Genomic DNA, 22756 nt, shown 5'->3' on the forward strand with positions numbered 1-22756 from the left:
AATTGGGACCATGCCCGCCGCGCCGTTCTCCCGTCAAGCTGGTGTCTCAACCTGGTTTGATACAGGTGCGGGGCGCAATTTGCTGCAGCTGGAGCGCCGTGTCGCCGTTTCCGTCATGCAATCGCGCCCCTCGCAGCCCTGGTTGTGGATCACTCCTACTCAGGACCTGCCTGCGCGAGAGGCGATGCAGGGCCGCGGCCTGCGCCTGTTCCGCAGCGCCGGGCGTTTTGCCGGCGATGCCCGCTGCGGCCTGCCGTTTCCATTGCCGACCGAGAGTCTGCAGGCCATCGTGGTGCAGCATGCGGTGGTCGGCGGTGCGGCGGATTTCCTGGCCGAATGCGAGCGTTTGTTGATGCCGGGCGGCAGGCTATGGTTATTCACGCTCAATCCGTTGAGCCCTTACCGGTTTCATTGGGCGCGCCGTGGGCCGGTGGCGTTGCGGCCGGATCGCTGGCGGTCGCTGGCGCAGCGCGCCGGTCTGCAATGCGTGGAAACGGAGCGCTACCTCGGGCCGATCTGGCGCGCGGGGCGCGGCGCGTCCGATCCCGGGCGTGCCCCATGGCGCGCGGTATATCTGCTCGAAGTGGAAAAGCGTGCCTCCGCCCCGATCGCGCCGACCCCGATTGCGCTGCCTTCGCGCTGGCCGCAGCCGGTGGCCACGATCTGAACTCTTTGCAACGTTGCGATTCTGAAAGCTGATGAAATCAATTGAAGTGCATACCGACGGCTCCTGTCTCGGCAATCCCGGTCCAGGTGGCTGGGCGGCGCTGTTGCGTTACAACGGCCGCGAGAAAGAACTGGCGGGCGGCGAAGCGGTGTCCACCAACAACCGCATGGAACTGATGGCCGCGATCATGGCGCTGGAGGCGCTGACCGAGCCTTGCCAGATCGTGCTGCACACCGATTCGCAATACGTCCGGCAGGGCATCACCGAATGGATGTCCGGCTGGGTGCGGCGCGGCTGGAAAACCGCTGGCGGCGATCCGGTCAAGAATCGCGAGTTGTGGGAGCGGTTGCATGCGGCCACGCAGCGTCACAGCATCGATTGGCGCTGGGTGAAGGGCCACAACGGCGACCCGGACAACGAACGCGTGGACGTGCTTGCTCGCAACCAGGCCCTCGCCCAACGCGCTGGTAGCGCAACTGCCTAAGAGGCTAACAAAACGACTGCGCCGCCGTCAGGCGGGCGCGGCCGGTGCTCGGAATCGGCATGTACCACACGTACACTCCGGTTCCTCCGCGCCGTCCACACCCACCTGACGACCGCTCGCTACGTTCTGTTAGCCGCTCTAAAGAGGATTCATGCGTCAGATCATTCTCGATACAGAAACCACCGGCCTGGAATGGCGCAAGGGCAACCGCGTCGTCGAAATCGGTGCGGTGGAGCTGCTGGAGCGCCGCCCCAGTGGCAATAATTTTCATCGCTATCTGAAGCCCGATTGCGACTTCGAAGCCGGTGCGCAGGAAGTGACCGGGCTGACCCTCGAGTTTCTGGCCGACAAGCCGGTGTTCGCCGACGTGGTGGAGGAATTTCTCGCCTACATCGACGGCGCGGAACTGATCATTCACAACGCCGCGTTCGACCTGGGATTCCTGGACAACGAACTGGCGCTGCTGGGCGATGGCTACGGTCGTGTCGTCGACCGCGCTACGGTGATCGACACCTTGATGATGGCGCGAGAGCGGTATCCAGGGCAGCGCAATTCACTGGATGCGCTGTGCAAGCGGCTGGGCGTGGACAACTCGCATCGCCAGTTGCACGGCGCCTTGCTCGATGCCCAGATCCTGGCCGACGTGTATATCGCGCTCACCTCTGGACAGGAGGAGATCGGCTTTGCCAGTGCCGATGCCGGCCAGCATGCAGACGATGGCGGCAGCATGATCGCCTTCGATCCCGCCTTGCTGCTGCCGCGCCCACGCGTGGCAGTGACCGCTTCGGAATCGCAGGCGCACGAAGCGCGCCTGGCGCAGCTGCGCAAGAAGGCCGGGCGTGCCCTGTGGGATTCGCCGGTCGAAGAGGTCGCGGTTGCCGGCTAGGCGAGCGGCCTGGGTCGGGTGATCCCGTCGGGTGCGCCCGGCCGGTATTCGTTGCGCAGGCCGTGCTGGGAGCCGCGGGCTGCGGGCGTTGCGGCACGATGGCTGCGCGACGCGCGCTCGGTAGCGACCTACCAGGTCAGTAGCTGCGTACCAGGATGGCAGTGATGTTGTCCGAGCCGCCGCCATCCAGTGCCGCGGCAACCAGGCACTCGACGCACTCCTGCGCACTGCAGTCGGCCTGCGACAGCGTTGCCGCGATCGTGGCATCGTCCACCTCCTCGGTCAGTCCGTCGCTGCACAGCAGCAGCTGCATGCCGGATTTGAGCTCGCCCTGCATGGTGGCGACATTGAGGTGCGCCGGGTCGGTCACGCCCAGTGCCTGCGTCACCACGTTGCGATGCGGGTGCGCACGCGCCTGCTCGCTGGTCAGCGTGCCCTGGGCAATGAGTTCCTGCACATAGCTATGGTCCTGACTCAGTTGGGCCAGCCGTCCGTCGCGCCACAGGTAGGCACGGCTGTCGCCGACCCAGGCGACTTCGAAGCGTTGGCCCAGGACGCGTGCAGCCACCACGGTGGTGCCCATCGGCAGGGTGTCGTTGCAGCGGCGTGAGGTCTTGATGATTTCCTCGTCGGCAATACGGATGGCCTGTGCCAACGCAGTGCCGGCGCGCACTTCGCGCACGATGGTCTCGCGTGCGAGTGCGCTGGCGACCTCGCCGCAGGCGTGCCCGCCCATGCCATCGGCCACCAGCCACAGCCCCAGTTCGCTGTCGCCGTAGTAGGTGTCCTCATTGAGGTCACGGCGCAGGCCGACATGGGTAAGGTGTCCGAATTCGAGCATGGGGCCGGGTCGCCAGGGAGAGGATGCGCCACCATCATCGCGGCCCGACCGGTCAGCGGCAACACGCGGCCGGCGAAGCGCGTGGTGCCGGTTCACGCCCGCCCGGGAATGGCGCCACCCGACCCCGGCCGGGGCCGCTTGTCGCCAGAGCCGTGTGCCCGTATGATGCACGGCCCCAGGACACTGGGGACCATCTGGAGAGGTGGCAGAGCGGTTGAATGTACCTGACTCGAAATCAGGCAGGCGTTTATAGCGCCTCGGGGGTTCGAATCCCCCCCTCTCCGCCAGATTGAGGCGAATAGGTGTGCCAGTGCCGCGTGAGTTTCGCCGGCGTCATTGGGGGGTGAGAAGCCCCGGGTTCGACAGACAGCGCAGCTGTCTGCACGGCGAAGCCGCCCGTAGGGCGAAGGCACGAAGTGCCGAGTGAATCCCCCCCCCCCTCTCCGCCAGATTCGCATCAGCCCCCGCAAGGGGGCTTTTGTTTATGTGTGGCAATCGCCGCGTACGGCGACGACTACAATCCGCTCGATTCCCGTTGGAGGTGTGTCATGTCCGAGATCCTGGTGCCCGTGTCCTTTGGTGAGCTGCTCGACAAGATCGCGATCCTGCAGATCAAGTCCGAGCGCATGAGCGATGCGGCCAAGCTGACCAATGTGCGCAACGAGTTGTCCGCGCTGGAAAACAGTTGGATGGCGCATCCGGCCGCCGGCCACGACATCGTGCGGCTGCGCGCCGAGCTGAAGGCCGTCAACGAGCGGCTATGGGTCATCGAAGACGATATCCGGCTCAAGGAGCAGGCGCAGACCTTCGACGACACCTTCGTGCAGCTGGCGCGCAGCGTGTACATCGAAAACGACGAGCGCGCGCGGATCAAGAAGCAGATCAACCTGGCGCTGGGCTCTTCGTACGTGGAAGAGAAGTCCTACCAGGACTATCGCGCCAAGGGCGCCTGAGGCATCGCCAGCTCGATCGCGCTGCCGCTGGCGCGCGATCGGTGGCGCGGGGGTGTGGTGTCATGCCTGGCGCCACCAGGGCCGCAGCGCGCACGCATGGGGGATGGGTGCGGCAGAACAGCGGCCTTCAGCGGTCAGCGTGGATGATCGGCGCGATACCGCTCGAAGGCGGCAATGGCATCTTCCACGCTGATCAGCTGCATCACGTCGTCGAATTCGATCTTGGTCCCCCAATCGAGCTGGTCGGCCGGCTTGTGCAGATATTTGCGGGCCGCAGCGTCGTAGCGGTCCACGCAATAACGCACGTCCGAATACGGGCCGCTGCGGCGCGGATTGCTGGCCGCGTGCAAGCCCAGTACCTTGGTGCCCATCGCATTGGCGATATGCATCGGCCCCGAATCCGGCGTCACCACCAGATCCGCGCGGGCGAGCAGGGCGGGCAGTTGCTTGAGCGTGTCCTTGCCGACCAGATCCAGTACCGGGGTACGCGCGCTGGCGACGATGGCATCGGCAGTGCTGCGCTCCATATCGCTGCGGCCACCGCACAGCACGATCCGCCATCCCTGCGCGGCGGCGTGATCGGCCAGCGCGGCGTGACGATCGGGATACCAGTTGCGGCGCGCATGGCTGGAGCACGGCGAGATCATCAGTACCGGGCGGCCATCGTCGTCCCATTGCGCCCGCGCCCAGGCGTGCGCCTCATCCGGTACCGGCAGATCCCAGCGCACCATGCTCTGGCGCAATCCCAGCGGCTCGGCGAAGCTGCCGATGGCGTCGAGCACGTGGATGCCGGGGCGATCGGCGATGCGTTCGTTGACGAACAGTCCGTGCAGATCCTTGGAGCGGCTGCGGTCGTAGCCGATGCGCCGCTGCGCTGGCACGAACGCCGACAGGACATTCGCGCGCAAGGCCACCTGCATGTGCAGCAGGGCATCGAAACGTCCCAGCGGCGCCAGCTGTCGCCGCAGTGCACGCATGCCGGCCACGCCGCTGCGCTTGTCGTAGGCATGGAAGTGCACGCCGGGCAGGCCGTCTAGCAGCTTCAGGCCGGCCTTGTCGATGATCCAGTGCAGCGCCGCCTGCGGAAACCCCGCCTGCAGCGTGCGCACCAGTGGCACCACGTGGGTGACGTCGCCCAGGGCCGACAGGCGCAGCAGACACAGCGATGCAGGCGTTACAGCCATGGTGTTGTTAGACTCGATGGATGGGTTCTTTCGACGCCACCGAAGCGCTGACGCCGTATCGCGAGGGCCGCGGCTACGGCGCCATTCTGTTCGACCGCGAACGGCTGCGGCAAGCCGATGCGGGATTGTTCTCGCCGCAGCGCTGGGGCGACAGGGCACGGCCGGTCGATGAGGGGGGGCGCGGCGGGGCATGGTTCGTGGACGCGCCGTTCGGTCGCAGTGTGTTGCGGCAGTACCTGCGTGGTGGCATGGCCGCGCGGGTGAGCCGGGATCGCTATCTGTGGAAGGGCGCCGGGCGCACGCGCAGTTTTGCCGAGTTCCGGCTGATGCGCGAACTGATCAAGCGCAAGTTGCCGGTCCCGCGGCCCTTGGCCGCCTGTTATCTGCGCGAGGGGCTGGGTTATCGCGCCGCGTTGTTGATGGAGCGACTGGAAAACGTGCGTTCGCTGGCCGATCACGCGCAGGTGGCCGGGCGCGGCGCGCCGTGGGAGGCTACCGGTCAGCTGATTGCGCGCTTCCACCGTGCCGGCCTGGATCATGCCGATCTCAATGCGCACAACATCCTGTTCGATGCCGGCGGGCACGGCTGGTTGATCGATTTCGACCGCGGCGTGCTGCGTATCCCGGCCACCCGCTGGCGCGAGCGCAACCTCGAGCGACTGCATCGTTCGCTGCTGAAGCTGCGCGGCAAGCGCAGCCGTGAAGAAGTGGACAAGGATTACGAGCGTCTGCACCGTGCCTACGAACTGGCCTGGGGCCGGGGCTACTGATGGACTGGGCCTTGCGGGTGCAGGGAGTCGGCAATGCGTCGGCGGTGGCGCTCGGTTCTCCGATGGCTACGCTCGAGCGTGCCGGCGAACCGTGGCTGACCATCGATTGCGGTAGCGAGGGGCTGACCGCCTATCAGGCGCACTATGGCCGGCTGCCGCAGGCGATCTTCATCACGCATGTGCATCTGGATCATGTCGGCGGGCTGGAGCGGGTGTTCGTGGACAGCTATTTCTCCGACCGGCGCGGGCGCACCCGCCTGTACGTGCCGGCGCCGGTGGTGCCGCTGCTGCAGCGGCGGATCGCCGACTATCCGAACGTGCTGGCCGAAGGCGGAGCCAATTTCTGGGATGCCTTCCAACTGGTGCCGGTGGGCGATGCGTTCTGGCACGACGGTGTGCGGCTGGAGGTGTTCCCGGTGCGTCATCATTGGCCGGAAACCGCCTATGGGCTACGCCTGCAGGGCGCGCTGGTCTGGACCGGCGATACGCGGCCGATCCCCGAGATGCTGAAGCGTTATGCGGGCGACAACGAGCTGATCGCGCATGACTGCGGCGTTCACGGCAACCCGTCGCATACTGGCGTGGACGATTTGGAGCGGGAGTACCCGCAGGACCTGTTGGACCGCATGCTGCTGTACCACTACGCCAGCGAGACCGACGGCGACGTGCTGCGCGCGCGTGGCCATCGGGTGGCCGTGCCCGGGCAGTACCTGATGCTGGCGGAGCCGACCGCCGCCATGGTGCGCTGATGGGCGCCCTGACCCTGCCGACGCTGGCCGGCGCACCCATGCAGGACCGCTACGGCCGCCCCTTGCGTGATCTGCGCCTGTCGGTGATCGAAGCCTGCAACTTCCGCTGCGGCTACTGCATGCCGGCAGACCGCGTTCCGGACGACTACGGGCTGGATGCGCAACAACGCCTGAGTTTCGATCAGCTGGAGACGCTGGTGCGCTCCTTCGTGGCCGTGGGCGTCACCAAGCTGCGCCTGACTGGCGGCGAGCCGCTGCTGCGGCGAGACCTGCCCAGCCTGATTGCGCGTCTGGCGGTGATCGATGGCATCGAAGACCTCGCGTTGACCACCAACGGTGCCCTGCTTGCGCGGCAGGCCCAGGCGCTGCGTGATGCCGGTCTGCGCCGGATCACGGTGAGCATGGATGCGCTGGACCCTGCGTTGTTCAAGCGCATGAGCGGCGGGCGCGGTGAGATCGCGCAGGTATTGGGCAGCATTGCCGCGGCCGAACGGGCCGGGTTCGAGCGGCTGAAGATCAATTGCGTGGTGCAGCGTGGCGTCAACGAAGATCAGGTGTTGCCGTTGGTGGAACACTTCCGTGGCAGTGGGCACGTGCTGCGCTTCATCGAATTCATGGATGTGGGTAGCTGCAATGGCTGGACGCCAGGTGCGGTGGTGACCTCCGCGCAACTGCACGAACGCATCAGTGCGCGCTGGCCGCTGCATGCGCTCGATGCCAACTACATCGGCGAAGTCGCACAGCGCTACGCGTTTGCCGATGGTGCGGGCGAGGTGGGATTCGTCAGCTCGGTGAGCGTGCCGTTCTGTGGCGATTGCCAGCGCGCGCGCGTGTCGGCCGATGGGCATCTGTACACCTGCCTGTTCGCCAGCCAGGGCCATGACCTCAAACCGGCTCTGGCTGACGGCGAAAGTGCGCTGGCCACCCATCTGCGTCAACGCTGGAGTCTGCGCGGCGACCGCTACAGCGAAGTGCGCGCATCCACGCCGCGCCGCGGCAAGCCGGTGGAGATGTTCCTGATCGGTGGATGAGCGGGCGCAGGCGCCCGCTCCAAGCGGAAGCTGCGTGGCGAAACGCAGGTGCCGGAGCGCGTCTTGGTCCGTGCTTTTCGGAGTGCATTGTGTCCGCAAGCGCGCGGCGCCGGGTGATCGCCGCAGTGCGCGCCGATGCCGCGACGGACGATGGAGGTGCCGCTGCCGCCAGCTGCTGGCCGACGCGGAGTCGCTTCACTGCGGTACCTGCCGACTGCAGCTGCGATGGCATCGAACGCACCCGCCTTGCGTCGCTAATGAGGATGCAGGCAGGTCGGGAGGGTGGCTGCTGTTCCCTCAAGCCACTGCGTTCACCGAGAATGCCGCATCCTGAGCGCCTGTCACTGTGTCGTTGCCCATGCCTGCCAAATCCCGTCCCGCACGCCTGACCCACCTGGACGCCGCCGGGCTTCCCACCATGGTGGATGTTTCCGACAAGGCAGTCACCGCACGCAGTGCCACGGCTACCAGCCGTGTGCGCTTTCCGGCAGCCGTCGCGGCGCAGTTGCGCGCCAGCGGCCTGCGCAGCGCCAAGGGTGGCATCGTGGAGACCGCGGTGATCGCGGGCACGATGGCAGTCAAGCGCACCCACGAACTGATCCCGTTCTGCCATCCATTGCCGATCGATGCCTGCCGTTTCGAGATCGACTGGGCCGGCGATCAGGCGCTGGAGATCCAGTGCACCGTGCGCTGCGTGCACCGTACCGGCGTGGAGATGGAAGCGCTTACCGGCGCCAGCGTGGCGGCTCTGACGGTGTATGACATGTGCAAGGCGTTGTCGCACGCGATGACGATCGGGCCGACCAGGCTGGTGGCCAAGCGTGGTGGCAAGCGCGATCTCGGAGCGGCACGATGACGGCCACGGTGACGGTGCTGTACTTCGCCAGCCTGCGCGAAGCCACGGGCATCACCGATGAGCGCGTGCAGACCGGCGCGCAGGACCTGCGGGGACTGTATGCAGAGCTCGATGCGCGGCACGGCCTGCGCTGGACGCCGGCGCAATTGCGCGTGGCGGTGGATGGCGCGTTCGCCGGTTGGGAGGATGCAGTGCGCGATGGCAGCGAAGTGGTGTTCATTCCACCGGTGTCGGGAGGTTGAGCATGAACGATCGGACGACGGGCCTGTTCGCGCTCTCCGAGGCCGCCTTGCCGGTCGATCGCCTGCGCGAGGGGATGGAGCATCCGCAGGCCGGCGCTTTCGCCAGCTTCGAAGGCTGGGTGCGCAATCACAACGATGGCCGTCGCGTTGCGGGGCTGCGATATGAAGCGTATGCCACGCTCGCGCAAGCCGAAGGTCAGCGTGTGCTGGACGAGGCGATGCAACGGTTTTCCATCGTGCGCGCGCACTGCGTGCACCGCGTGGGGGAATTGCGCATCGGTGACATGGCGGTATGGGTGGGGGTGAGTGCGGCGCACCGCGGCGCTGCCTTCGACGCCTGCCGATACATCATCGACGAGGTCAAGGCGCGTGTGCCGATCTGGAAGCACGAGCATTACCTGGGAGGCGATGCAGGCTGGTTGCATCCGGAATCGCAGTGAGTTCGTCACCAACGCAAGCGTGGCTGGCCCACGACGCCGCGGCGTAGAAAACGCTGACGTCGCGGCAATGCATCGCCGTCGCCATGGCGGGTGCGAATGACCGGTCGGCTTTGCGCGTGTGCGTACAGCACAAAGCGAAATGCTGGCTGCTCGCAGTCCAGGATCTGGGCCGGTTCGATCGGCGTCTATCGACAGGGTGGTGTCCCCGCCGGTTGACCTCGGCGCCCGCATCAATCGATACCGTTGCTGCCTTCCGGCCCTGGCGGGATTTTCGATCTAGCGTCGCGAGGGACCGACGGGGCCACCATAAGACGTGGGCCATCGGGATGGCCCGGACGTGCGGCGGCGGTGTCGCCGCGCACATCGTGAAACTGGCGGAGAGAGGGGGATTCGAACCCCCGAAGCGCGGTTTAGACGCTTACACACTTTCCAGGCGTGCTCCTTCAACCACTCGGACACCTCTCCGTGCCTGCACTGCGACCGGGTCGAAGGCAGGAGCGGAATTCTAGCCGCCGGCGGCGCCGTTAACAAGGACACCCCTGCCCAGTGCGCCTGGAGGGCGTTCTGCCGGTGCGTCGGAGGGCAGGGTTCGGTCGGCAGGACACGCCTGGATGGCAGAGGTGACAGGCGCCGCCGCCACCGTGGCCCGAAGCGGCTGGCTGGGTCAGGTGCGTGAACGCCGCGGGTGTCGAGCGCCGGACGATCGGCTTGACGCGGCGTGGCACAATATCGGTTCAGACGAAGCTGGTTGCCCGATGTCCTATCTCGTTCTTGCCCGCAAGTGGCGCCCGAAGCGTTTCGCCGAACTGGTGGGCCAGGAGCATGTGGTCCGCGCGCTCAGCAATGCGCTCGACAGCGGACGCGTGCACCACGCGTTTCTGTTCACCGGCACCCGCGGCGTGGGCAAGACCACCATCGCGCGCATCTTCGCCAAGTCGCTGAATTGCGAGACCGGCACCAGCGCCGACCCGTGCGGAACCTGCCCGGCCTGCCTGGACATCGATGCCGGCCGCTATATCGATCTGCTGGAGATCGACGCCGCGTCCAATACCGGCGTGGACGACGTGCGCGAGGTGATCGAGAACGCGCAGTACATGCCTTCGCGCGGCAAGTTCAAGGTCTACCTGATCGACGAAGTGCACATGCTCTCCAAGGCGGCCTTCAACGCGTTGCTGAAGACGCTGGAAGAGCCGCCGGAGCACGTGAAGTTCCTGCTGGCCACCACCGACCCGCAGAAGCTGCCGGTGACGGTGCTGTCGCGCTGCCTGCAGTTCAACCTCAAGCGCCTGGACGAAGACCAGATCCAGGGCCAGATGACCCGCATCCTGGCCGCCGAGCAGATCGAATCGGACCCGTCGGCGATCGTGCAGCTGTCCAAGGCGGCCGACGGCTCGCTGCGCGATGGTCTGTCGCTGCTGGACCAGGCGATTGCCTATGCTGGTGGCGCGCTGCGCGAGGACGTGGTGCGCACCATGCTGGGCACGGTGGATCGCACCCAGGTCGGGGCGATGCTGCAGGCGCTGGCAGATGGCGATGGCGCGCGCCTGTTGCAGGTCGTGGCCGCGCTGGCCGAATTTTCGCCGGACTGGAGTGGCGTGCTGGAAGCGCTGGCCGAGGCCCTGCACCGCGTCCAGGTGCAGCAACTGGTGCCGTCGGTGGCATTCGTGGGCGACGGCATCGACCCGACCCCGTTCGCGGCGCAGCTGCGTCCGGAAGTGGTGCAGCTGTGGTACCAGATGGCGCTCAACGGGCGGCGTGACCTGTATCTGGCGCCCAGCCCGCGCGCCGGTTTCGAAATGGCGGTGCTGCGCATGCTCGCCTTCCGTCCCGCCGCTGCGGTGCCGGCCGGCACCACCGGCGACGATGACCGTGGTGCCACCATCGCCGGCGGCACGCCCGCGTCAGCAGCGGGCATGCAGGCGGCTGCGCCGCTCGCTGCCGCGGCCCCGAAGCGGTCCGAGGCGATGGAAGCGGCGTTTGCGCCGAGCGCCGCAGCGCCTGCGGTCGCGACTGTGGTGCCGGTGGTTGCGCTGGCGGCCTCTGCGAGCGACGCCCCGGCATCGTCTGCGGCCTTTGCGCGTGCCGACGATACGCCGCCCTGGGCCGTGGACGATGCGCCGGTGCGCACCCCGGTCGCATCGTCGACCGCGGCAACGGCCACGCCCGCTCCAGCCTTGCCGCCCACATCGGCGATTGCACCCCCGGCCACGGTGGCGCCGGAAGCGGCCGTCGTGCCTCTTGCGGCAATAAGTACCGCGCCTGCGCCCGAGATGATGGCAGCGCCGGCCGCGGCGACGCCCGCTTCGTTCGCGACCGCGGCTGCGGCGCCGGCTGCCGAGTCGCCGCGCCAGCTCGACGACAACCGCATCGCCGATGCGGAGCAGTGGCTGGAGCTGGTCACCCGGAGCGGCCTGAACGGTCCGTCGCGGCAACTGGCAGCCAATGCCGCCTTCATCGGCCATCGCGATGGCGTGCTGCGGCTGGCGCTGGCCCCGGGGTTCGAATACCTCACCTCCGAGCGCTCCATCGCCAACCTGGCCCAGGCGCTGATGCCGGTACTGGGCCACGTGCCGCGCATCGTCATCGAAACCGGCAGTGCCGATGTCGAGACCCTGCACGAGCGCGCCAATCGGCAGAAAGGCGAGCGCCAGAGCGCTGCAGAAGACGCTTTCATGAACGACCCGAATGTGCAGCAGCTGATCCAGCAGCAAGGCGCGCGGGTGGTTCCCGATTCCATCCGCCCTTACGACGAGTGACGACCCATGCGTGGAAACATTGCCCAACTGATGCAGCAGGCGCAGAAGATGCAGGAAAACCTGCAGCGCGCCCAGGAAGAACTGGCCAAGCTGGAAGTCACCGGCAGCGCCGGCGGCGGTATGGTCAGCGTGACGCTGACCGGTGCCAAGGAATGCCGCAAGGTGCGGATCGATCCGAGCATCCTCTCCGACCAGGAAATGGCCGAGGACCTGATCGCTGCCGCCTTCAACGACGCTTCCAACAAGATCGATGCCGAATCCAAGCAACGCATGGGTTCGGCTACTGCCGGCATGCAGCTGCCGCCTGGCATGAAGTTGCCCTTCTGAACGAGGGGATTGGGGAGTCGTGATTGGGGATCGGCCAGAAGCGAGAGTGCTTCTGCATTTGCGAATCCCGAATCTCCAATGCCCAATCCCGGCCATCCAATGTCCTCCTTACTCGAACAACTGATCGAGGCCTTCCGGGTGTTGCCGGGCGTGGGCCAGAAGTCGGCCCAGCGCATGGCCTATCACGTGCTCGAACGCGAGCGCGAGGGCGGGCGGCGTCTGGCCGCAGCGCTGGGCAATGCGGTGGAGAAGGTGGGACATTGCGCGCAGTGCCGCGATTTCACCGAAGCAGAGGTGTGTGCGATCTGCGCCAGCAGCAGCCGCGATCGACAGCAGCTGTGCGTTGTGGAATCGCCGGCCGACCGCCTGGCGATCGAACATGCCACCGGCTACCGCGGCCTGTATTTCATCCTGCAGGGACGCTTGTCGCCGCTGGATGGCATCGGCCCGCGCGAGCTGGGTCTGGATCGGCTCGGCGAGCGCCTGGCCGCCGGTGAGGTCACCGAAATGATCATCGCCACCAATGCCACCGTGGAAGGCGAGGCCACGGCGCATTACCTGGCGCAACTGGCACGTCAGCACGCGGTGCGCCCGAGCAGGCTTGCGCAAGGCATGCCGCTGGGCGGCGAGCTGGAGTACGTGGACCGCGGCACGCTGTCGCATGCCTTCGGCACCCGAGCCGAGGTACTTTGAGGGCGGGGATTTGGGAGTCGGGATTGGGGATTGGCAAGAGCAAGACATCACAGGCGCGGTAAGCTCTTGCGAATCCCGAATCCCGAATCCCGAATCCCGAACCATGACCGACACCATCTTCGGCAAGATCATCCGCCGCGAAATCCCGGCCACCATCGTCTACGAAGACGATCAGGTGCTGGGCTTCGAAGACATCGCGCCGCAGGCGCCGGTGCACGTGCTGTTCATTCCCAAGCAGCACGCGATTCCTACTCTGGACGATGTGCCTCCGGACCAGGCGTTGCTGATCGGCCAGCTGGCGCTCGCCGCAGCCGCCTATGCACGCCAGCAGGGCCTGGCTCAGGACGGCTACCGCATCGTGATGAATTGTCGTGAGCACGCCGGGCAGACGGTGTTCCATATCCATCTGCATCTGCTGGCCGGGGCGCCGCTGGGGCGATTTGGTACGCCCTGACGGATAGCGCCGGCCGTGCCGTCGAGGTGATCGAACAGGCGGTCTGGCACCTGCGGGCAGGCCATGATGGCGCAGGCGCAATCGCCAGATGGATTGCGATGCTGGGGCGCCGCGCAGCATGCTGATGCGCGCGCGTGCTTCGGTGAGCGAGGGGCTGTCAGCTTGCCTCGCATCAACGAAAACGCCGCTCCCGGGGAGCGGCGTTCGTCTGTGAGGGGGACTCAGCGGTGGATCACCACCAACCGCGGCCCCAGCCCCAGCCGCCGCCCCAACGCGGGCCCCATGGATCGCCCCAGGGGCCGTAAGGATAGGCTGGGATCACGTCGACATCGCGCACTTCCGGCCACAGGTAGACCACATCGGCCGCTACCTTGGGCAGCCGGTAGTCGTACTCGCCGATCTTGGTGGTTTCGTAGCCTTCGATCTTGCCGATGAAGGTGACCTCGCGGCCGGGCTCGAACACTGCCGGGTCGTAGAAGCCGGCACGGCACGCCAGGAAGCGCCCGTCGCTGGCGTCCACGGCATTGCGGTCCGGGCGGCCGCTGGCACTGAGCGGGCGTGAGATCAGCTCGAAGCAGGTCTGGCCCTGGCCCGGCTTGGTCTGGATGATCTTGCCGCCCCAGCGCACCGAGGTGCCCAGCTGCGCGCTGGCAGCGGAGTCGCTCGGGCTGACCGTGGGGAACTGGCCCTGCAGCGGCTTGGGCGCGGTGGCGCAGGCTGCGAGCCCGAGTACAGCAACAACGGGAATCAGAAAACGGGTACTCATGAGGAATCTCCGGTTCGCGGGCGATGCTGCTGCAGGTCTTTCAGAAGTGTGGCGCTATCCAAACTAGCGCCAGCGTAGCGCGCGGCAGCGAAACGTTGGCTGAGTGCCAGCAGGGGCGTGCCCGGGTGTTCGTGGGCGACGCGCTGCGCCCACACCGTGGCCGGTTCGTGCGGCTCGCGCGCCAGGCCCAGTTTGCGGTAACGGCGGCCCACCCGATGCCAGGCGCGCAGCAGCGGGTCGCGCTCGCGTTCGCCGCGGGCCAGCAGCCAGCCCATCCAGGCCAGGGCGCCACCGGCGAAGATGCCGAAGATCAGGGTCAACTGTGAGGTGTCCAGGCGGTCGATGCCGAACGGTTGCAGCAGCCGCTGCTGGCGCTCCGCGTCGAAGGACAGCACCAGCTCGTTCCAGCCGCGGCGCAGCCAGTCGCTGACCTGGCCCAGGCCCGCCCACGTCCCGAGTTGGGCGAAGTCGTTGCCGCCGCCGGCCTGCAGGCGATCTTCCAGCGTGTCGTAGATCCGTTCCGGTGCGACTGCGGCCGTGGGATCCACGCGCACCCAGCCCCGGCCTGCCAGCCAGACTTCGGCCCAGGCGTGCGCATCCATTCGCCTGACCACCCAATAATTGCCCAGTCCGTTGTAGACGCCGCCGGTATAGCCGGTGACCACGCGTGCGGGGATGCCGGCCCCGCGCATCAGCACCACGAACGAGGAACTGAAGTGTTCGCAGAAGCCGGCTTTCTGCTGGAACAGGAATTCGTCCACGCTGTTGCGGCCGAGCAGCGGCGTGTCCAGGGTGTAGGCGAACTCGCGGGTGATCCATTGCAGCGCGCGCTGCACGACGGCGCCGTCGTCGTTGCCGGCCTCCGCGCGCCACTGCCGTGCCAACGCGAGGGTGCGTGGATTGAAGCCGGGCGGCAGCGCCAGTGCACGTGCGCGTAGCCGGTCGGGCAGGTCGGTGTCGAAGCGTGCCGGCGGTGCCGACTGCAGCTCCCAGCGGGTGAGCGCGGTCAATGGCCGCTGTGCGAACAGTTCGTAATCGGGCGACAGCTCGGCATTGGCGACGTTGCTGGTAGGCAGGTCCAGCGAGACCAGCTGGCGCCGATCGGTGGGCTCGTAATCCAGTCGGTAGCGATAGGTCTGTGGCCCGGGCACGACCGCGGCGGGCTGGCCACGGCCGGTCCAGCGCGCACGCTGCCAGCTGCGGCCATCGAAATCCCACATCACCGGTCCGCGCCAGTAGCGCTGCTGCGGCGGTGGCGCCCGGCCGGCGAATTGCACGCGCAGGGCAGGGTTGTCGTCGGCCATCAGGTCGATCCACTCGCCCGGGGACATGTTGTCCGACAGGCCGGGCCGCGACAGCGCACGTTCGGGTACGCCCCACAACGGCGCACCCAGGCGCGGCAGCAACCAGAACGTGACCAGCGCCAGCGGCACGCCGATGGCCACCAGCTTGCCGATACCGCGCAACTGCAGGCCCAGCGCAGGCGTGCTGGTGCGGTGCTCTTCGTCGGCCAGCCGCTGCATGCTGAGCAGGGCGGTCGCCACCGCCAGCAGCGCCAAGCCCATCGTCGCCGGCCCCTGATCGAGCAGAAAGGCGGCAAACGGTGCGAACAAGGCGAACCCCAGCAGGCTGCGCGCATCGCGCAAGGTGCGCAGTTCGGAGGCCTTGATCGCCAGCATGGCCGCCAGCACGGCGCAGCCGGTGTCGCGACCGAAGCGCATGCCGATCTGCCAGTACACCGCCGCCAGCATCGCCACCACCAGCAGCAAGCGTACCGGTGCCATCAGCGTGCCGCGCCAGCTCAGCACGCCGACCAGCACGGCGGCAACGGCGATGGTGGCGGCGAGCAGGCCGGGCAGCTGCAACAACAACGGTGCCAGCGCCAGCCAACTGGTGGCCAGCACCCAGCCGCGGCTGGCCAGGGCGATCGGGGCGGCGGGCTCAGTCATGTGGCAGCAGCGCCAACGTGCGCAGGCATAGATGATGGTGCGACGGGCCTTGCGCGGGGCCCAGCGGCGGCTGGCCTGGCACGATCAGGCGATAACGCCGGCCGTCGCGCTCGGCCAGATTGATCCAGCGCGCCAGCCGTGCGATGCGGCGTTCGTACGGCAGTGCGTGCAGCGCCCGCCAGTCCAGTGTGACTTCCACACCCAGCGGCTGTTCGTACTCGCGCACCAGCAGGGCGTCGCGCCTTGCCGAGTGCTTCCAGGAAATCGTGCGGGGCGCATCGCCGGCGCGGTATGGGCGCAACTGGTGCAGTTCCTCGCCTTGCGCATGCAGGCGGGTCTGGTTGGGCGAGCCGGCACCGTCCGGCAGCGGCGGGCCCTGCTCCTCGGGTTTGGGATAGGCCAGCAAGGGCGTCTCCGGCCACACCCACGACCACGCCCGTACCAGCCCTAGCGGCTGGATGCTGGACACACGGATGCGCTCGATGTCCTGCCAGCCGCGCCGGGTGGTGGGTACCAGCAGATCGACCTCGCCGTTCTCCTGCGCGATCAACGAGCAGAAGCCGCTGCTGTCCCGGTGATCCAGCCGCAGTCCGCGGCGTGCGCGCGTGTCGCGACGCGCAAGCGAGACCCGCATGCGCAGCGGCTCGCCGGCCACCACCGGTTCGGCCGCGACCGCTTCGATGCGCAGGGCCGACAGCTGCAGATGGGCCATGATGCTGCTGGCGATGCCGGCGGTGGCCAGCAACAGCGCCAGCAGCAAGGCCGGATTGTTGTTGTAGTTCAACGCGCCCAGCAGCATGGCCAGCAGCAGGGCGGTAACGAACAGGCCGAAGCGGGTCGGCAGGACATAGATGCGGCGCCGATCCAGCACGATCGGCAACGCCTCGGCTGCGCGCGGGCGCGCCAGCAGGCTGAGGCGGCGGCCGAGACCGCGCAGCGACGCACGCACCGGTGTCAGTCCACCGGCACGCTGTGCAGCAGCGCCTTGGCCAGCGCCGGCCCGGACGACGATTCGGCCTCCGGCACCAGCCGATGCCCGGCCACGGCCACGAACAATGCCTGCACGTCTTCCGGCAGCACATGTTCGCGCCCCAACAGCAGGGCGTAGGCCTTGGCGGCGCGCAGCAGTGCGATGCCGGCGCGCGGTGACAGCCCCACCCGCACCCCGGCATGCTGGCGGCTGCGCAGCAGCAGCGCCTGCACGTAGGCGATCAACGCATCACTGGTATGGATCTGGCCCACCAGCGTGCGCAGGGCGACCACGTCGGCATCGCTGAGCTGCGGCGCGGCCTGGGCGATCAGCTCGCGGCGGTCGGCGCCGGACAGTAGGGCGCGCTCGGCATCGGCGCTGGGGTAGCCCAGACTCAACCGCAGCAGGAAGCGATCCAGCTGCGAGTCGGGCAGCGGGAACGTGCCCGACAGGTCCACCGGATTCTGCGTGGCGATCACGAAGAACGGCTCGGGCAAGGCATGCGTGACGCCATCCAGCGTGACCTGTTGCTCGGCCATCGCTTCCAGCAGCGCGCTTTGCGTGCGCGGCGGCGCGCGATTGATTTCATCGGCCAGCAGCACGTTGGTGAACACCGGGCCGGGATGGAACTGGAACTGGCGCGAGGCGGCGTCGTAGACCGACACGCCCAGCACATCGGCCGGCAACAGGTCGGAGGTGAACTGCACGCGCTGGAAGCCCAGCCCCAGACTGGAGGCCATCGCGTGGGCGAGGGTGGTCTTGCCTAGACCGGGCAGGTCCTCGATCAGCAGATGGCCGCCGGATAGCAGCGCCACGAAGGCCAGGCGGACTTCCTGTGCCTTGCCCAGCAGCAGCGAATTGACCTGCTCTTGCGCGCGCCGCAGCGATTGACGCAGCGCATCGGTTAGCATTTCCGTGGAACGCGGCGGTATCGACATCACAATTCCGTAGGTGGAAGAAGAGTGCACAGGGCAATGCAGGGAGACCAACGCGCACATCGCACCTTCGTGATCCTGTGGACACTGGCCACCGCCGTCAAGCTGTTGATCGCCGCGCGGCTGCCGCTATTCGTGGACGAGGCGTTCTACTGGCAGGAAGGCCAGCATCTGGCGGCGGCATATTCGGATCTGCCGGGCATGACCGCGTGGTTGGCGCGGGCTGGGGTCGAGTTCGGTGGCCATCACCTGCTGGCGCTGCGGCTGCCGTTCCTGGTCATCGCCGCGCTGCTGCCGTGGCTGATCGCGCATATCGCCACGCGCTGGTTCGGCTCCACCCTGGGCTGGCAGGCCGGCAGCCTGACCCTGCTGATGCCGCTGTCTGCGACGCTGGGAATCCTGGCGGTGCCGGATGTGCCGATGGCCTTGGCGGCGGTCCTGTGCATGGATGCAGGCGCACGCCTGCTGCGCGAGGTCGATGCCACCAGTGCGCTGGAGCTCGCCGTCGGGCTGGCCATCGGCGCGCTCAGCCATTACCGCTTCGTCGGCGTGATCGGTGTGGGCTGCATCGCGCTGCTGTGCATCCCGCAGGGACGTGCGGTCCTGCGCGACCCGCGCATCTGGATGGCGTTGACGGTGGGCGCAGTGAGCTGGCTGCCGTTGCTGGTCTGGAACACCGATCACGACGAGGCCGGGCTGCGCTTCCAGTTGGTGGACAGGCATCCATGGCGATTCCAGATCAGCGGGCTGTGGTTCCTGTTGATCCAGGCGGTGGCGGTGACGCCGCTGTTGGGCTGGGCAATGGTCAAGGTAGGGTTGGCCGGCACCCGTTCCGGGGGCGGCTCGCGTGCGCAATGGCGTTACTTCGGTCTGCTGGGCGGCATCTCGACCGTGGCGATCTTCGTCCTGGGCTTTTTCAGCGATGCCGAGCGGATCAGCTTTCACTGGCCATTGCCTGGCTATCTCGCATTGCTGGTCGCGGTGCCGGTGATCCTGATGCGGTGGCCGCACCCGCTGCGGCGGGCGGCGTGGTTGATCGCGCTGCTCGGTACGCTGGGTGCCTATGGCTACTACTTGGCAGTGTCGGTGCCGTCCATCCGCGCGCATGCGGCTGGCGAAAAATACTACCCGCGCAATTTCGCCGGCTGGAACGATCTGGCGCGTGCGGTGCGGGCCAGGCTGGCACAGATGCCGCCGGGTACGCGCGTGCTGGCCGGGAACTTCAAGGTAGGCGCAGAACTCGGCTTTCAGTTGCGCGATGCGCGGATCGAGGTGCTGCGTTCCGACTTGAACGACAAGCACGGGCGCAGCGCGCAGTTGCGGCAGTGGGGGCTGCTCAGCGACGGTACGCGCGATGGGCCGCGCTTGTTGGTGCTGTCCCCCAGCGATCAGCGCTATCGCGATCTGCTGCAGCGCTACCACGCCGTCTGCGACATGGTCGGGCCCTTGCCGCCGCCCACCGTGGTGTCCACCGATCACGGCTATCAACGTTTCCTGCTGTTCGCGCTGCCGGCGCAACGCACGCCTGGGCCCTGCGTCGCGCCAGCGATGGCCTGGATCGACGCTCCGCTGCCGGATGCGCGCGTGTCCGGTCAGGTGCAGGTGCGCGGCTGGGCGTTCAAGGATGGGGTGGGGCTGGCGAAGGTGGAGCTGTTGCTCGATGGTCGCCCCGTCGTGCAGGCCGATTATGGCAGTGCGCTGGACATCCGCCCGTACTGGAAGATTTCGACCGACCCGCAGCATCCGAACGTCGGCTTCTCCGCCACGCTCGATACGCATGCCGTGCCGCCCGGCACGCACTGGCTGGGACTGCGCCTGCACGGCCGCGACAGCAGTGTCGAGGACTGGTGGGAGCAGCCCTTCACCGTTTCCGCCCCTTGATCACGTAATGACCGACGTCCCGCCCGTGACTTATCCAGTGTCATCTCCAGCGTCATCGACCGCGCTGCGCATCGCCGTACTGGTGCCGTGCCACAACGAGGCGGCCACCATCGCCACGGTGGTCGGCGACTTTTCTGCGGCCCTGCCGGATGCGGCGATCCACGTGCTGGACAACAATTCCAGCGATGCCACCGCGGCGATTGCCAGTGCAGCGGGCGCGCGGGTATCCCGCGTCGCGTTGCAAGGCAAGGGCAATGTGGTCAGGCGTGGATTCGCCGATGTGGAGGCCGACATCTACGTGCTGGTCGATGGCGACGCCACCTACGATGCCGCTGCGGCGCCTGGGTTGGTGCGCAAGCTGATCGACGAACGCCTGGACATGGTGGTCGGTGCGCGGCGCGATCAACAGCAGGCCGCCTACCGCCCCGGCCACCGGCTGGGCAACGTCATGCTGACGCGTTGCGCGGGCCTGCTGTTCGGCCGCAGTTTCGACGATATGCTGTCCGGCTACCGGGTGTTCTCGCGACGCTATGTCAAATCCTTCGCCGCGCACGCGCATGGGTTCGAGACCGAGACCGAACTGGCCGTGCATGCGCTGCAGCTGCGTATGCCGGTAGCCGAGGTCGAGACCGCCTATGGGGTGCGCCCGGAGGGCTCGCAGAGCAAGTTGAACACCTGGCGCGACGGATGGCGCATTCTCACCACCATCGTCAAGCTGTTCAAGGCCGAACGGCCGCTACTGTTCTTCTCGATCGGCTTTCTGCTCAGCGCCGCGTTGTCGATCATGCTGGCGATTCCGTTGTTCGAGACCTATTTCGCCACCGGGCTGGTGCCGCGGTTTCCCACCGCGATCCTGTGCGTGGCGCTGATGCTGCTCGGGTTCCTGTTGCTGGCCTGTGGCCTGATCCTGGATACGGTCACGCGCGGACGTGTCGAAGCCAAGCACCTGGCGTATCTGGCCGAACCGGGCGTAGGCAGCGTAGCCCCGCGGTCGCATGACCAGGGTGTGCGCTGATGGCGGCGGCGACCGTAGCTGCGACGCGGCACATGCGCCTGTTGCAATGGCTGGACTGCCGCTTCGGTTTCCATTCCCAGCGTCAGGTCGTCGCCGCAGTGTGCGCTGTGCTGCTGTCCGGAGCGCTGCTATCGCTCGCGCTGGGCCAGGACGCCAATTGGGATTTGCGCAACTATCATCTCTACATCGGGCATGCCTGGGTCGGCAATCGGTTGGGCGTCGACCTGGCGCCAGCGCAGTTGCAGAGCTACTTCAGCCCGTTGTTGGACGTCATGCATGCCTGGCTGATGCTGCATCTGCCGGGGCCGCTGGTCGGTGCGCTGTTGGGGGCGCTGCATGCGGTGGTTTTCGTCCCGGTAGTGGCGGTGGCATGGCGGGTCCTGTCGCACCATCCCCTGCGCGCGCGATGGGCGCCGCTGCTCGCGGTGGCCGGCCTGTGCAGCGCGGTGTTCCTGTCCGAACTGGGTGGCACCATGGGCGACACCGCCAGCGCGATTCCGGTACTGGCGGCATTGGCTCTGGTGGTGTGGGCGCAGGCTTTGGCGCGGCAGGGTGGGCGCGTCGTATGGACATGGATCGCCGTCGGTGCGTTGATCGGCCTGGCCGTGTCGCTCAAGCTCACCAATGCGCTGTACGCGCTGGCGTTGGCGCCGGCCGTGCTCTGCGACGGTGGGGGCCTGCGCTCGCGCGTGTTGGCGCTCGGTGTGGTGGTGGCAAGCGCATCGCTGGTGTTCGCGCTGGTGGCTGTGCCCTGGTATTGGCAGGTTTGGCAACACCTGGGAAATCCGCTGTTTCCGCAGTTCAATGGCTTTTTCAAGTCTCCATTGGCGGCGCCGGTCTCGGTCGCCGATGTCCGTTGGTTGCCGCGCAACCTCGGCGAGCACGTGGTCTGGCCGCTGTTGTTCACGCTCAAACCGCAGCGGATCGGCGATCTCGGTCTGGTGCAGGCGGGTTGGGCTGTCCTGTACACGGTGGCCCTGCTCGCTGTGGGGCGCAGCGTGGTGCGGCGTCCGGTTGCGGCAGGCGTCCTGGATCGCTCCGGTGTCGTTCTGCTGGTCTTTTTCGGCCTGGCTTATGCGTTATGGCAGGCGATCTTCAGCATCCATCGTTACCTGGTGGTGCTGGAGTTGCTGGCGCCCCTGGTGCTGTGGATCGTCTGCAGGCGGGCCTTTGCAATCCAGGCAGATCGCAAGGCGGCCTGGTTGATCGGTCTGTGCGCCTTGGTTGCGGTGGTGGGCTGGAAGGACTGGGGCCATGAACCCTGGGCGCGCGACAGCTTCGGTATCACGCAGCCGGTGCTTGGCGATGCCGCTGCCTCCACCGTGCTGCTGGTCGGCGATGAGCCGCAGTCCTGGCGGGTGCCGCTGCTGCCGCAGCAGGCGCGATACATCGGGGTCGCAACCAATCTTTCCGAGACCGACGCGTATCGTCGACGGGTGCGTGAACTGATCGCCGAGCGGCCGCAGCTGTATGCGATGTTGGGCGCGTCGCGCGACAAGCAGCAACTGCGGGTCGATCGTATGAACCGCCTGGCCCAACGGTTCGGCTGGGATGTCCATCCGCAGTGTGCGCAGCTGCGCTGGTTGATCGCGCATGGCCTGCGCGCGGAACTGGCGCCCATGCAATCAGGGCGCTGTGTGCTCGCTGTCCCCAGCGGCAAGGCACTGGACACAGCGGCTGCGGATCGTGCGGTGCGCGAGATCGCACAGCGGCAGCTGGCCGCATACGGACTGATGCTGGATCCGGCGCGCTGCGTCACCTTGTCGTCGCAGGTCGGACAGGCCGAATACCCCTATCAGTTCTGCGAGCTTGCGCGCCCGCGGTGAGATTGCGCGCCGCAGGCGGCGTAGCGATCGATCATCGCGCGGCACGTGGCCGTCGACGGCCTGCAGCTCTGGATGCGTGCG

23 protein-coding genes, 2 tRNA genes and 2 other RNA genes are annotated in these 22756 nt (G+C 67.3%); 19 read left to right on the forward strand and 8 right to left on the reverse strand.

All coding sequences use genetic code 11. The features are described 5' to 3' along the window. Nucleotides 1–10: 10 nt before the first annotated feature. The 4 genes from LL962_RS07925 to dnaQ all read left to right on the forward strand — a co-directional run bounded on the left by LL962_RS07925 (nucleotide 11) and on the right by dnaQ (nucleotide 2037). Nucleotides 11–667, forward strand: a complete 657-nt coding sequence (locus tag LL962_RS07925; protein ID WP_228316500.1) for a hypothetical protein — start codon at nucleotides 11–13, stop codon at nucleotides 665–667. A gap of 31 nt (nucleotides 668–698) precedes the next feature. Then, nucleotides 699–1151, forward strand: a complete 453-nt coding sequence (gene rnhA, locus LL962_RS07930) for a ribonuclease HI (RefSeq protein ID WP_104584540.1) — start codon at nucleotides 699–701, stop codon at nucleotides 1149–1151. A 59-nt stretch (nucleotides 1152–1210) separates the two neighbouring features. Beyond that, a non-coding RNA gene (locus LL962_RS07935) (sX9 sRNA) lies at nucleotides 1211–1286 on the forward strand. 16 nt (nucleotides 1287–1302) lie between these two features. Beyond that, the gene (gene dnaQ / locus LL962_RS07940) at nucleotides 1303–2037 is read left to right on the forward strand and encodes a DNA polymerase III subunit epsilon (protein WP_104584538.1); all 735 of its coding nucleotides are present in this window, start codon (nucleotides 1303–1305) and stop codon (nucleotides 2035–2037) included. A gap of 136 nt (nucleotides 2038–2173) precedes the next feature. On the opposite strand, the gene LL962_RS07945 is transcribed toward dnaQ, so the two are convergent. After that, nucleotides 2174–2878 carry a PP2C family protein-serine/threonine phosphatase gene (locus LL962_RS07945; protein WP_104584537.1) on the reverse strand — a complete coding sequence of 235 codons (705 nt, stop codon included), beginning with the start codon at nucleotides 2876–2878 and terminating at the stop codon, nucleotides 2174–2176. Nucleotides 2879–3074: 196 nt separating this feature from the next. Here LL962_RS07945 and LL962_RS07950 point away from each other — a divergent pair. After that, nucleotides 3075–3165: transfer RNA gene (locus LL962_RS07950), tRNA-Ser, on the forward strand. A 261-nt stretch (nucleotides 3166–3426) separates the two neighbouring features. Next, nucleotides 3427–3831, forward strand: a complete 405-nt coding sequence (locus LL962_RS07955) for a DUF6165 family protein (protein ID WP_104584535.1) — start codon at nucleotides 3427–3429, stop codon at nucleotides 3829–3831. A 134-nt stretch (nucleotides 3832–3965) separates the two neighbouring features. On the opposite strand, the gene LL962_RS07960 is transcribed toward LL962_RS07955, so the two are convergent. Next, a complete protein-coding gene (locus LL962_RS07960; RefSeq protein WP_228316501.1) occupies nucleotides 3966–5015 on the reverse strand; it encodes a glycosyltransferase family 9 protein in 1050 nt (349 codons plus the stop codon). A gap of 20 nt (nucleotides 5016–5035) precedes the next feature. Between LL962_RS07960 and LL962_RS07965 the strand changes: the two genes are divergently transcribed. From LL962_RS07965 to LL962_RS07990, 6 genes are all read left to right on the forward strand, one after another. Next, nucleotides 5036–5785: a 3-deoxy-D-manno-octulosonic acid kinase gene (locus LL962_RS07965; protein ID WP_228316502.1), complete on the forward strand. Its 750-nt coding sequence runs from the start codon at nucleotides 5036–5038 to the stop codon at nucleotides 5783–5785. Next, a complete protein-coding gene (locus LL962_RS07970) occupies nucleotides 5785–6534 on the forward strand; it encodes an MBL fold metallo-hydrolase (RefSeq protein ID WP_228316503.1) in 750 nt (249 codons plus the stop codon). The genes LL962_RS07965 and LL962_RS07970 overlap by 1 nt, the downstream gene beginning before the upstream one ends. Next, entirely contained in the window at nucleotides 6534–7565 is a 1032-nt protein-coding gene (gene moaA / locus LL962_RS07975; protein WP_228316504.1) for a GTP 3',8-cyclase MoaA, read from the forward strand. The genes LL962_RS07970 and moaA overlap by 1 nt, the downstream gene beginning before the upstream one ends. A 358-nt stretch (nucleotides 7566–7923) precedes the next feature. Beyond that, nucleotides 7924–8421, forward strand: coding sequence for a cyclic pyranopterin monophosphate synthase MoaC (moaC, locus tag LL962_RS07980; protein WP_104584528.1), 498 nt, complete (start codon nucleotides 7924–7926; stop codon nucleotides 8419–8421). After that, nucleotides 8418–8663, forward strand: a complete 246-nt coding sequence (locus tag LL962_RS07985; protein WP_228316505.1) for a MoaD/ThiS family protein — start codon at nucleotides 8418–8420, stop codon at nucleotides 8661–8663. Before moaC ends, LL962_RS07985 begins: the two co-directional genes overlap by 4 nt. 2 nt (nucleotides 8664–8665) lie before the next feature. Continuing rightward, entirely contained in the window at nucleotides 8666–9103 is a 438-nt protein-coding gene (locus tag LL962_RS07990) for a molybdenum cofactor biosynthesis protein MoaE (RefSeq protein ID WP_441004861.1), read from the forward strand. A 202-nt stretch (nucleotides 9104–9305) separates the two neighbouring features. On the opposite strand, the gene ffs is transcribed toward LL962_RS07990, so the two are convergent. Continuing rightward, an RNA gene (gene ffs, locus LL962_RS07995) (signal recognition particle sRNA small type) lies at nucleotides 9306–9402 on the reverse strand. Nucleotides 9403–9475: 73 nt separating this feature from the next. After that, nucleotides 9476–9568 (reverse strand) — tRNA-Ser (locus tag LL962_RS08000). A 290-nt stretch (nucleotides 9569–9858) separates the two neighbouring features. On the opposite strand from LL962_RS08000, the gene dnaX reads away from it, so the two are divergent. The 4 genes from dnaX to LL962_RS08020 all read left to right on the forward strand — a co-directional run bounded on the left by dnaX (nucleotide 9859) and on the right by LL962_RS08020 (nucleotide 13333). Continuing rightward, nucleotides 9859–11859, forward strand: a complete 2001-nt coding sequence (gene dnaX, locus LL962_RS08005) for a DNA polymerase III subunit gamma/tau (RefSeq protein WP_228316507.1) — start codon at nucleotides 9859–9861, stop codon at nucleotides 11857–11859. Nucleotides 11860–11865: 6 nt separating this feature from the next. Next, nucleotides 11866–12186 carry a YbaB/EbfC family nucleoid-associated protein gene (locus tag LL962_RS08010; protein WP_022974646.1) on the forward strand — a complete coding sequence of 107 codons (321 nt, stop codon included), beginning with the start codon at nucleotides 11866–11868 and terminating at the stop codon, nucleotides 12184–12186. Between the two features lie 99 nt (nucleotides 12187–12285). Beyond that, complete coding sequence (gene recR / locus LL962_RS08015) at nucleotides 12286–12879, forward strand: recombination mediator RecR (protein ID WP_228316508.1); 594 nt, start codon at nucleotides 12286–12288, stop codon at nucleotides 12877–12879. Between the two features lie 103 nt (nucleotides 12880–12982). Then, the gene (locus LL962_RS08020) at nucleotides 12983–13333 is read left to right on the forward strand and encodes a histidine triad nucleotide-binding protein (RefSeq protein WP_228316509.1); all 351 of its coding nucleotides are present in this window, start codon (nucleotides 12983–12985) and stop codon (nucleotides 13331–13333) included. Between the two features lie 232 nt (nucleotides 13334–13565). Here the strand turns inward: LL962_RS08020 and LL962_RS08025 are convergent, their stop codons facing one another. From LL962_RS08025 to LL962_RS08040, 4 genes are read right to left on the reverse strand one after another with little or no spacing between them, the layout of a single operon-like run. Continuing rightward, nucleotides 13566–14099 carry a Slp family lipoprotein gene (locus LL962_RS08025; protein ID WP_228316510.1) on the reverse strand — a complete coding sequence of 178 codons (534 nt, stop codon included), beginning with the start codon at nucleotides 14097–14099 and terminating at the stop codon, nucleotides 13566–13568. Continuing rightward, nucleotides 14096–16048, reverse strand: a complete 1953-nt coding sequence (locus LL962_RS08030; protein ID WP_228316511.1) for a transglutaminase TgpA family protein — start codon at nucleotides 16046–16048, stop codon at nucleotides 14096–14098. The genes LL962_RS08025 and LL962_RS08030 overlap by 4 nt, the downstream gene beginning before the upstream one ends. Further along, complete coding sequence (locus tag LL962_RS08035; RefSeq protein ID WP_228316512.1) at nucleotides 16041–16997, reverse strand: DUF58 domain-containing protein; 957 nt, start codon at nucleotides 16995–16997, stop codon at nucleotides 16041–16043. Before LL962_RS08035 ends, LL962_RS08030 begins: the two co-directional genes overlap by 8 nt. Before the next feature lie 5 nt (nucleotides 16998–17002). Beyond that, on the reverse strand, nucleotides 17003–17956 hold the full coding sequence (locus LL962_RS08040) for an AAA family ATPase (protein WP_228316513.1): 954 nt from the start codon (nucleotides 17954–17956) through the stop codon (nucleotides 17003–17005). Nucleotides 17957–17992: 36 nt separating this feature from the next. On the opposite strand from LL962_RS08040, the gene LL962_RS08045 reads away from it, so the two are divergent. The 3 genes from LL962_RS08045 to LL962_RS08055 are packed head-to-tail and all read left to right on the forward strand — an operon-like array spanning nucleotide 17993 to nucleotide 22675. Beyond that, entirely contained in the window at nucleotides 17993–19834 is a 1842-nt protein-coding gene (locus LL962_RS08045) for a glycosyltransferase family 39 protein (protein ID WP_228316514.1), read from the forward strand. A gap of 7 nt (nucleotides 19835–19841) precedes the next feature. After that, nucleotides 19842–20849, forward strand: a complete 1008-nt coding sequence (locus tag LL962_RS08050) for a glycosyltransferase family 2 protein (protein ID WP_228316515.1) — start codon at nucleotides 19842–19844, stop codon at nucleotides 20847–20849. A gap of 32 nt (nucleotides 20850–20881) precedes the next feature. Next, nucleotides 20882–22675, forward strand: a complete 1794-nt coding sequence (locus LL962_RS08055; RefSeq protein WP_228316516.1) for a hypothetical protein — start codon at nucleotides 20882–20884, stop codon at nucleotides 22673–22675. Nucleotides 22676–22756: the final 81 nt, after the last annotated feature.

Source organism: Xanthomonas sp. NCPPB 1067 (genome assembly GCF_020783795.1).
Taxonomy (GTDB): Bacteria; Pseudomonadota; Gammaproteobacteria; order Xanthomonadales; family Xanthomonadaceae; genus Xanthomonas; species Xanthomonas melonis.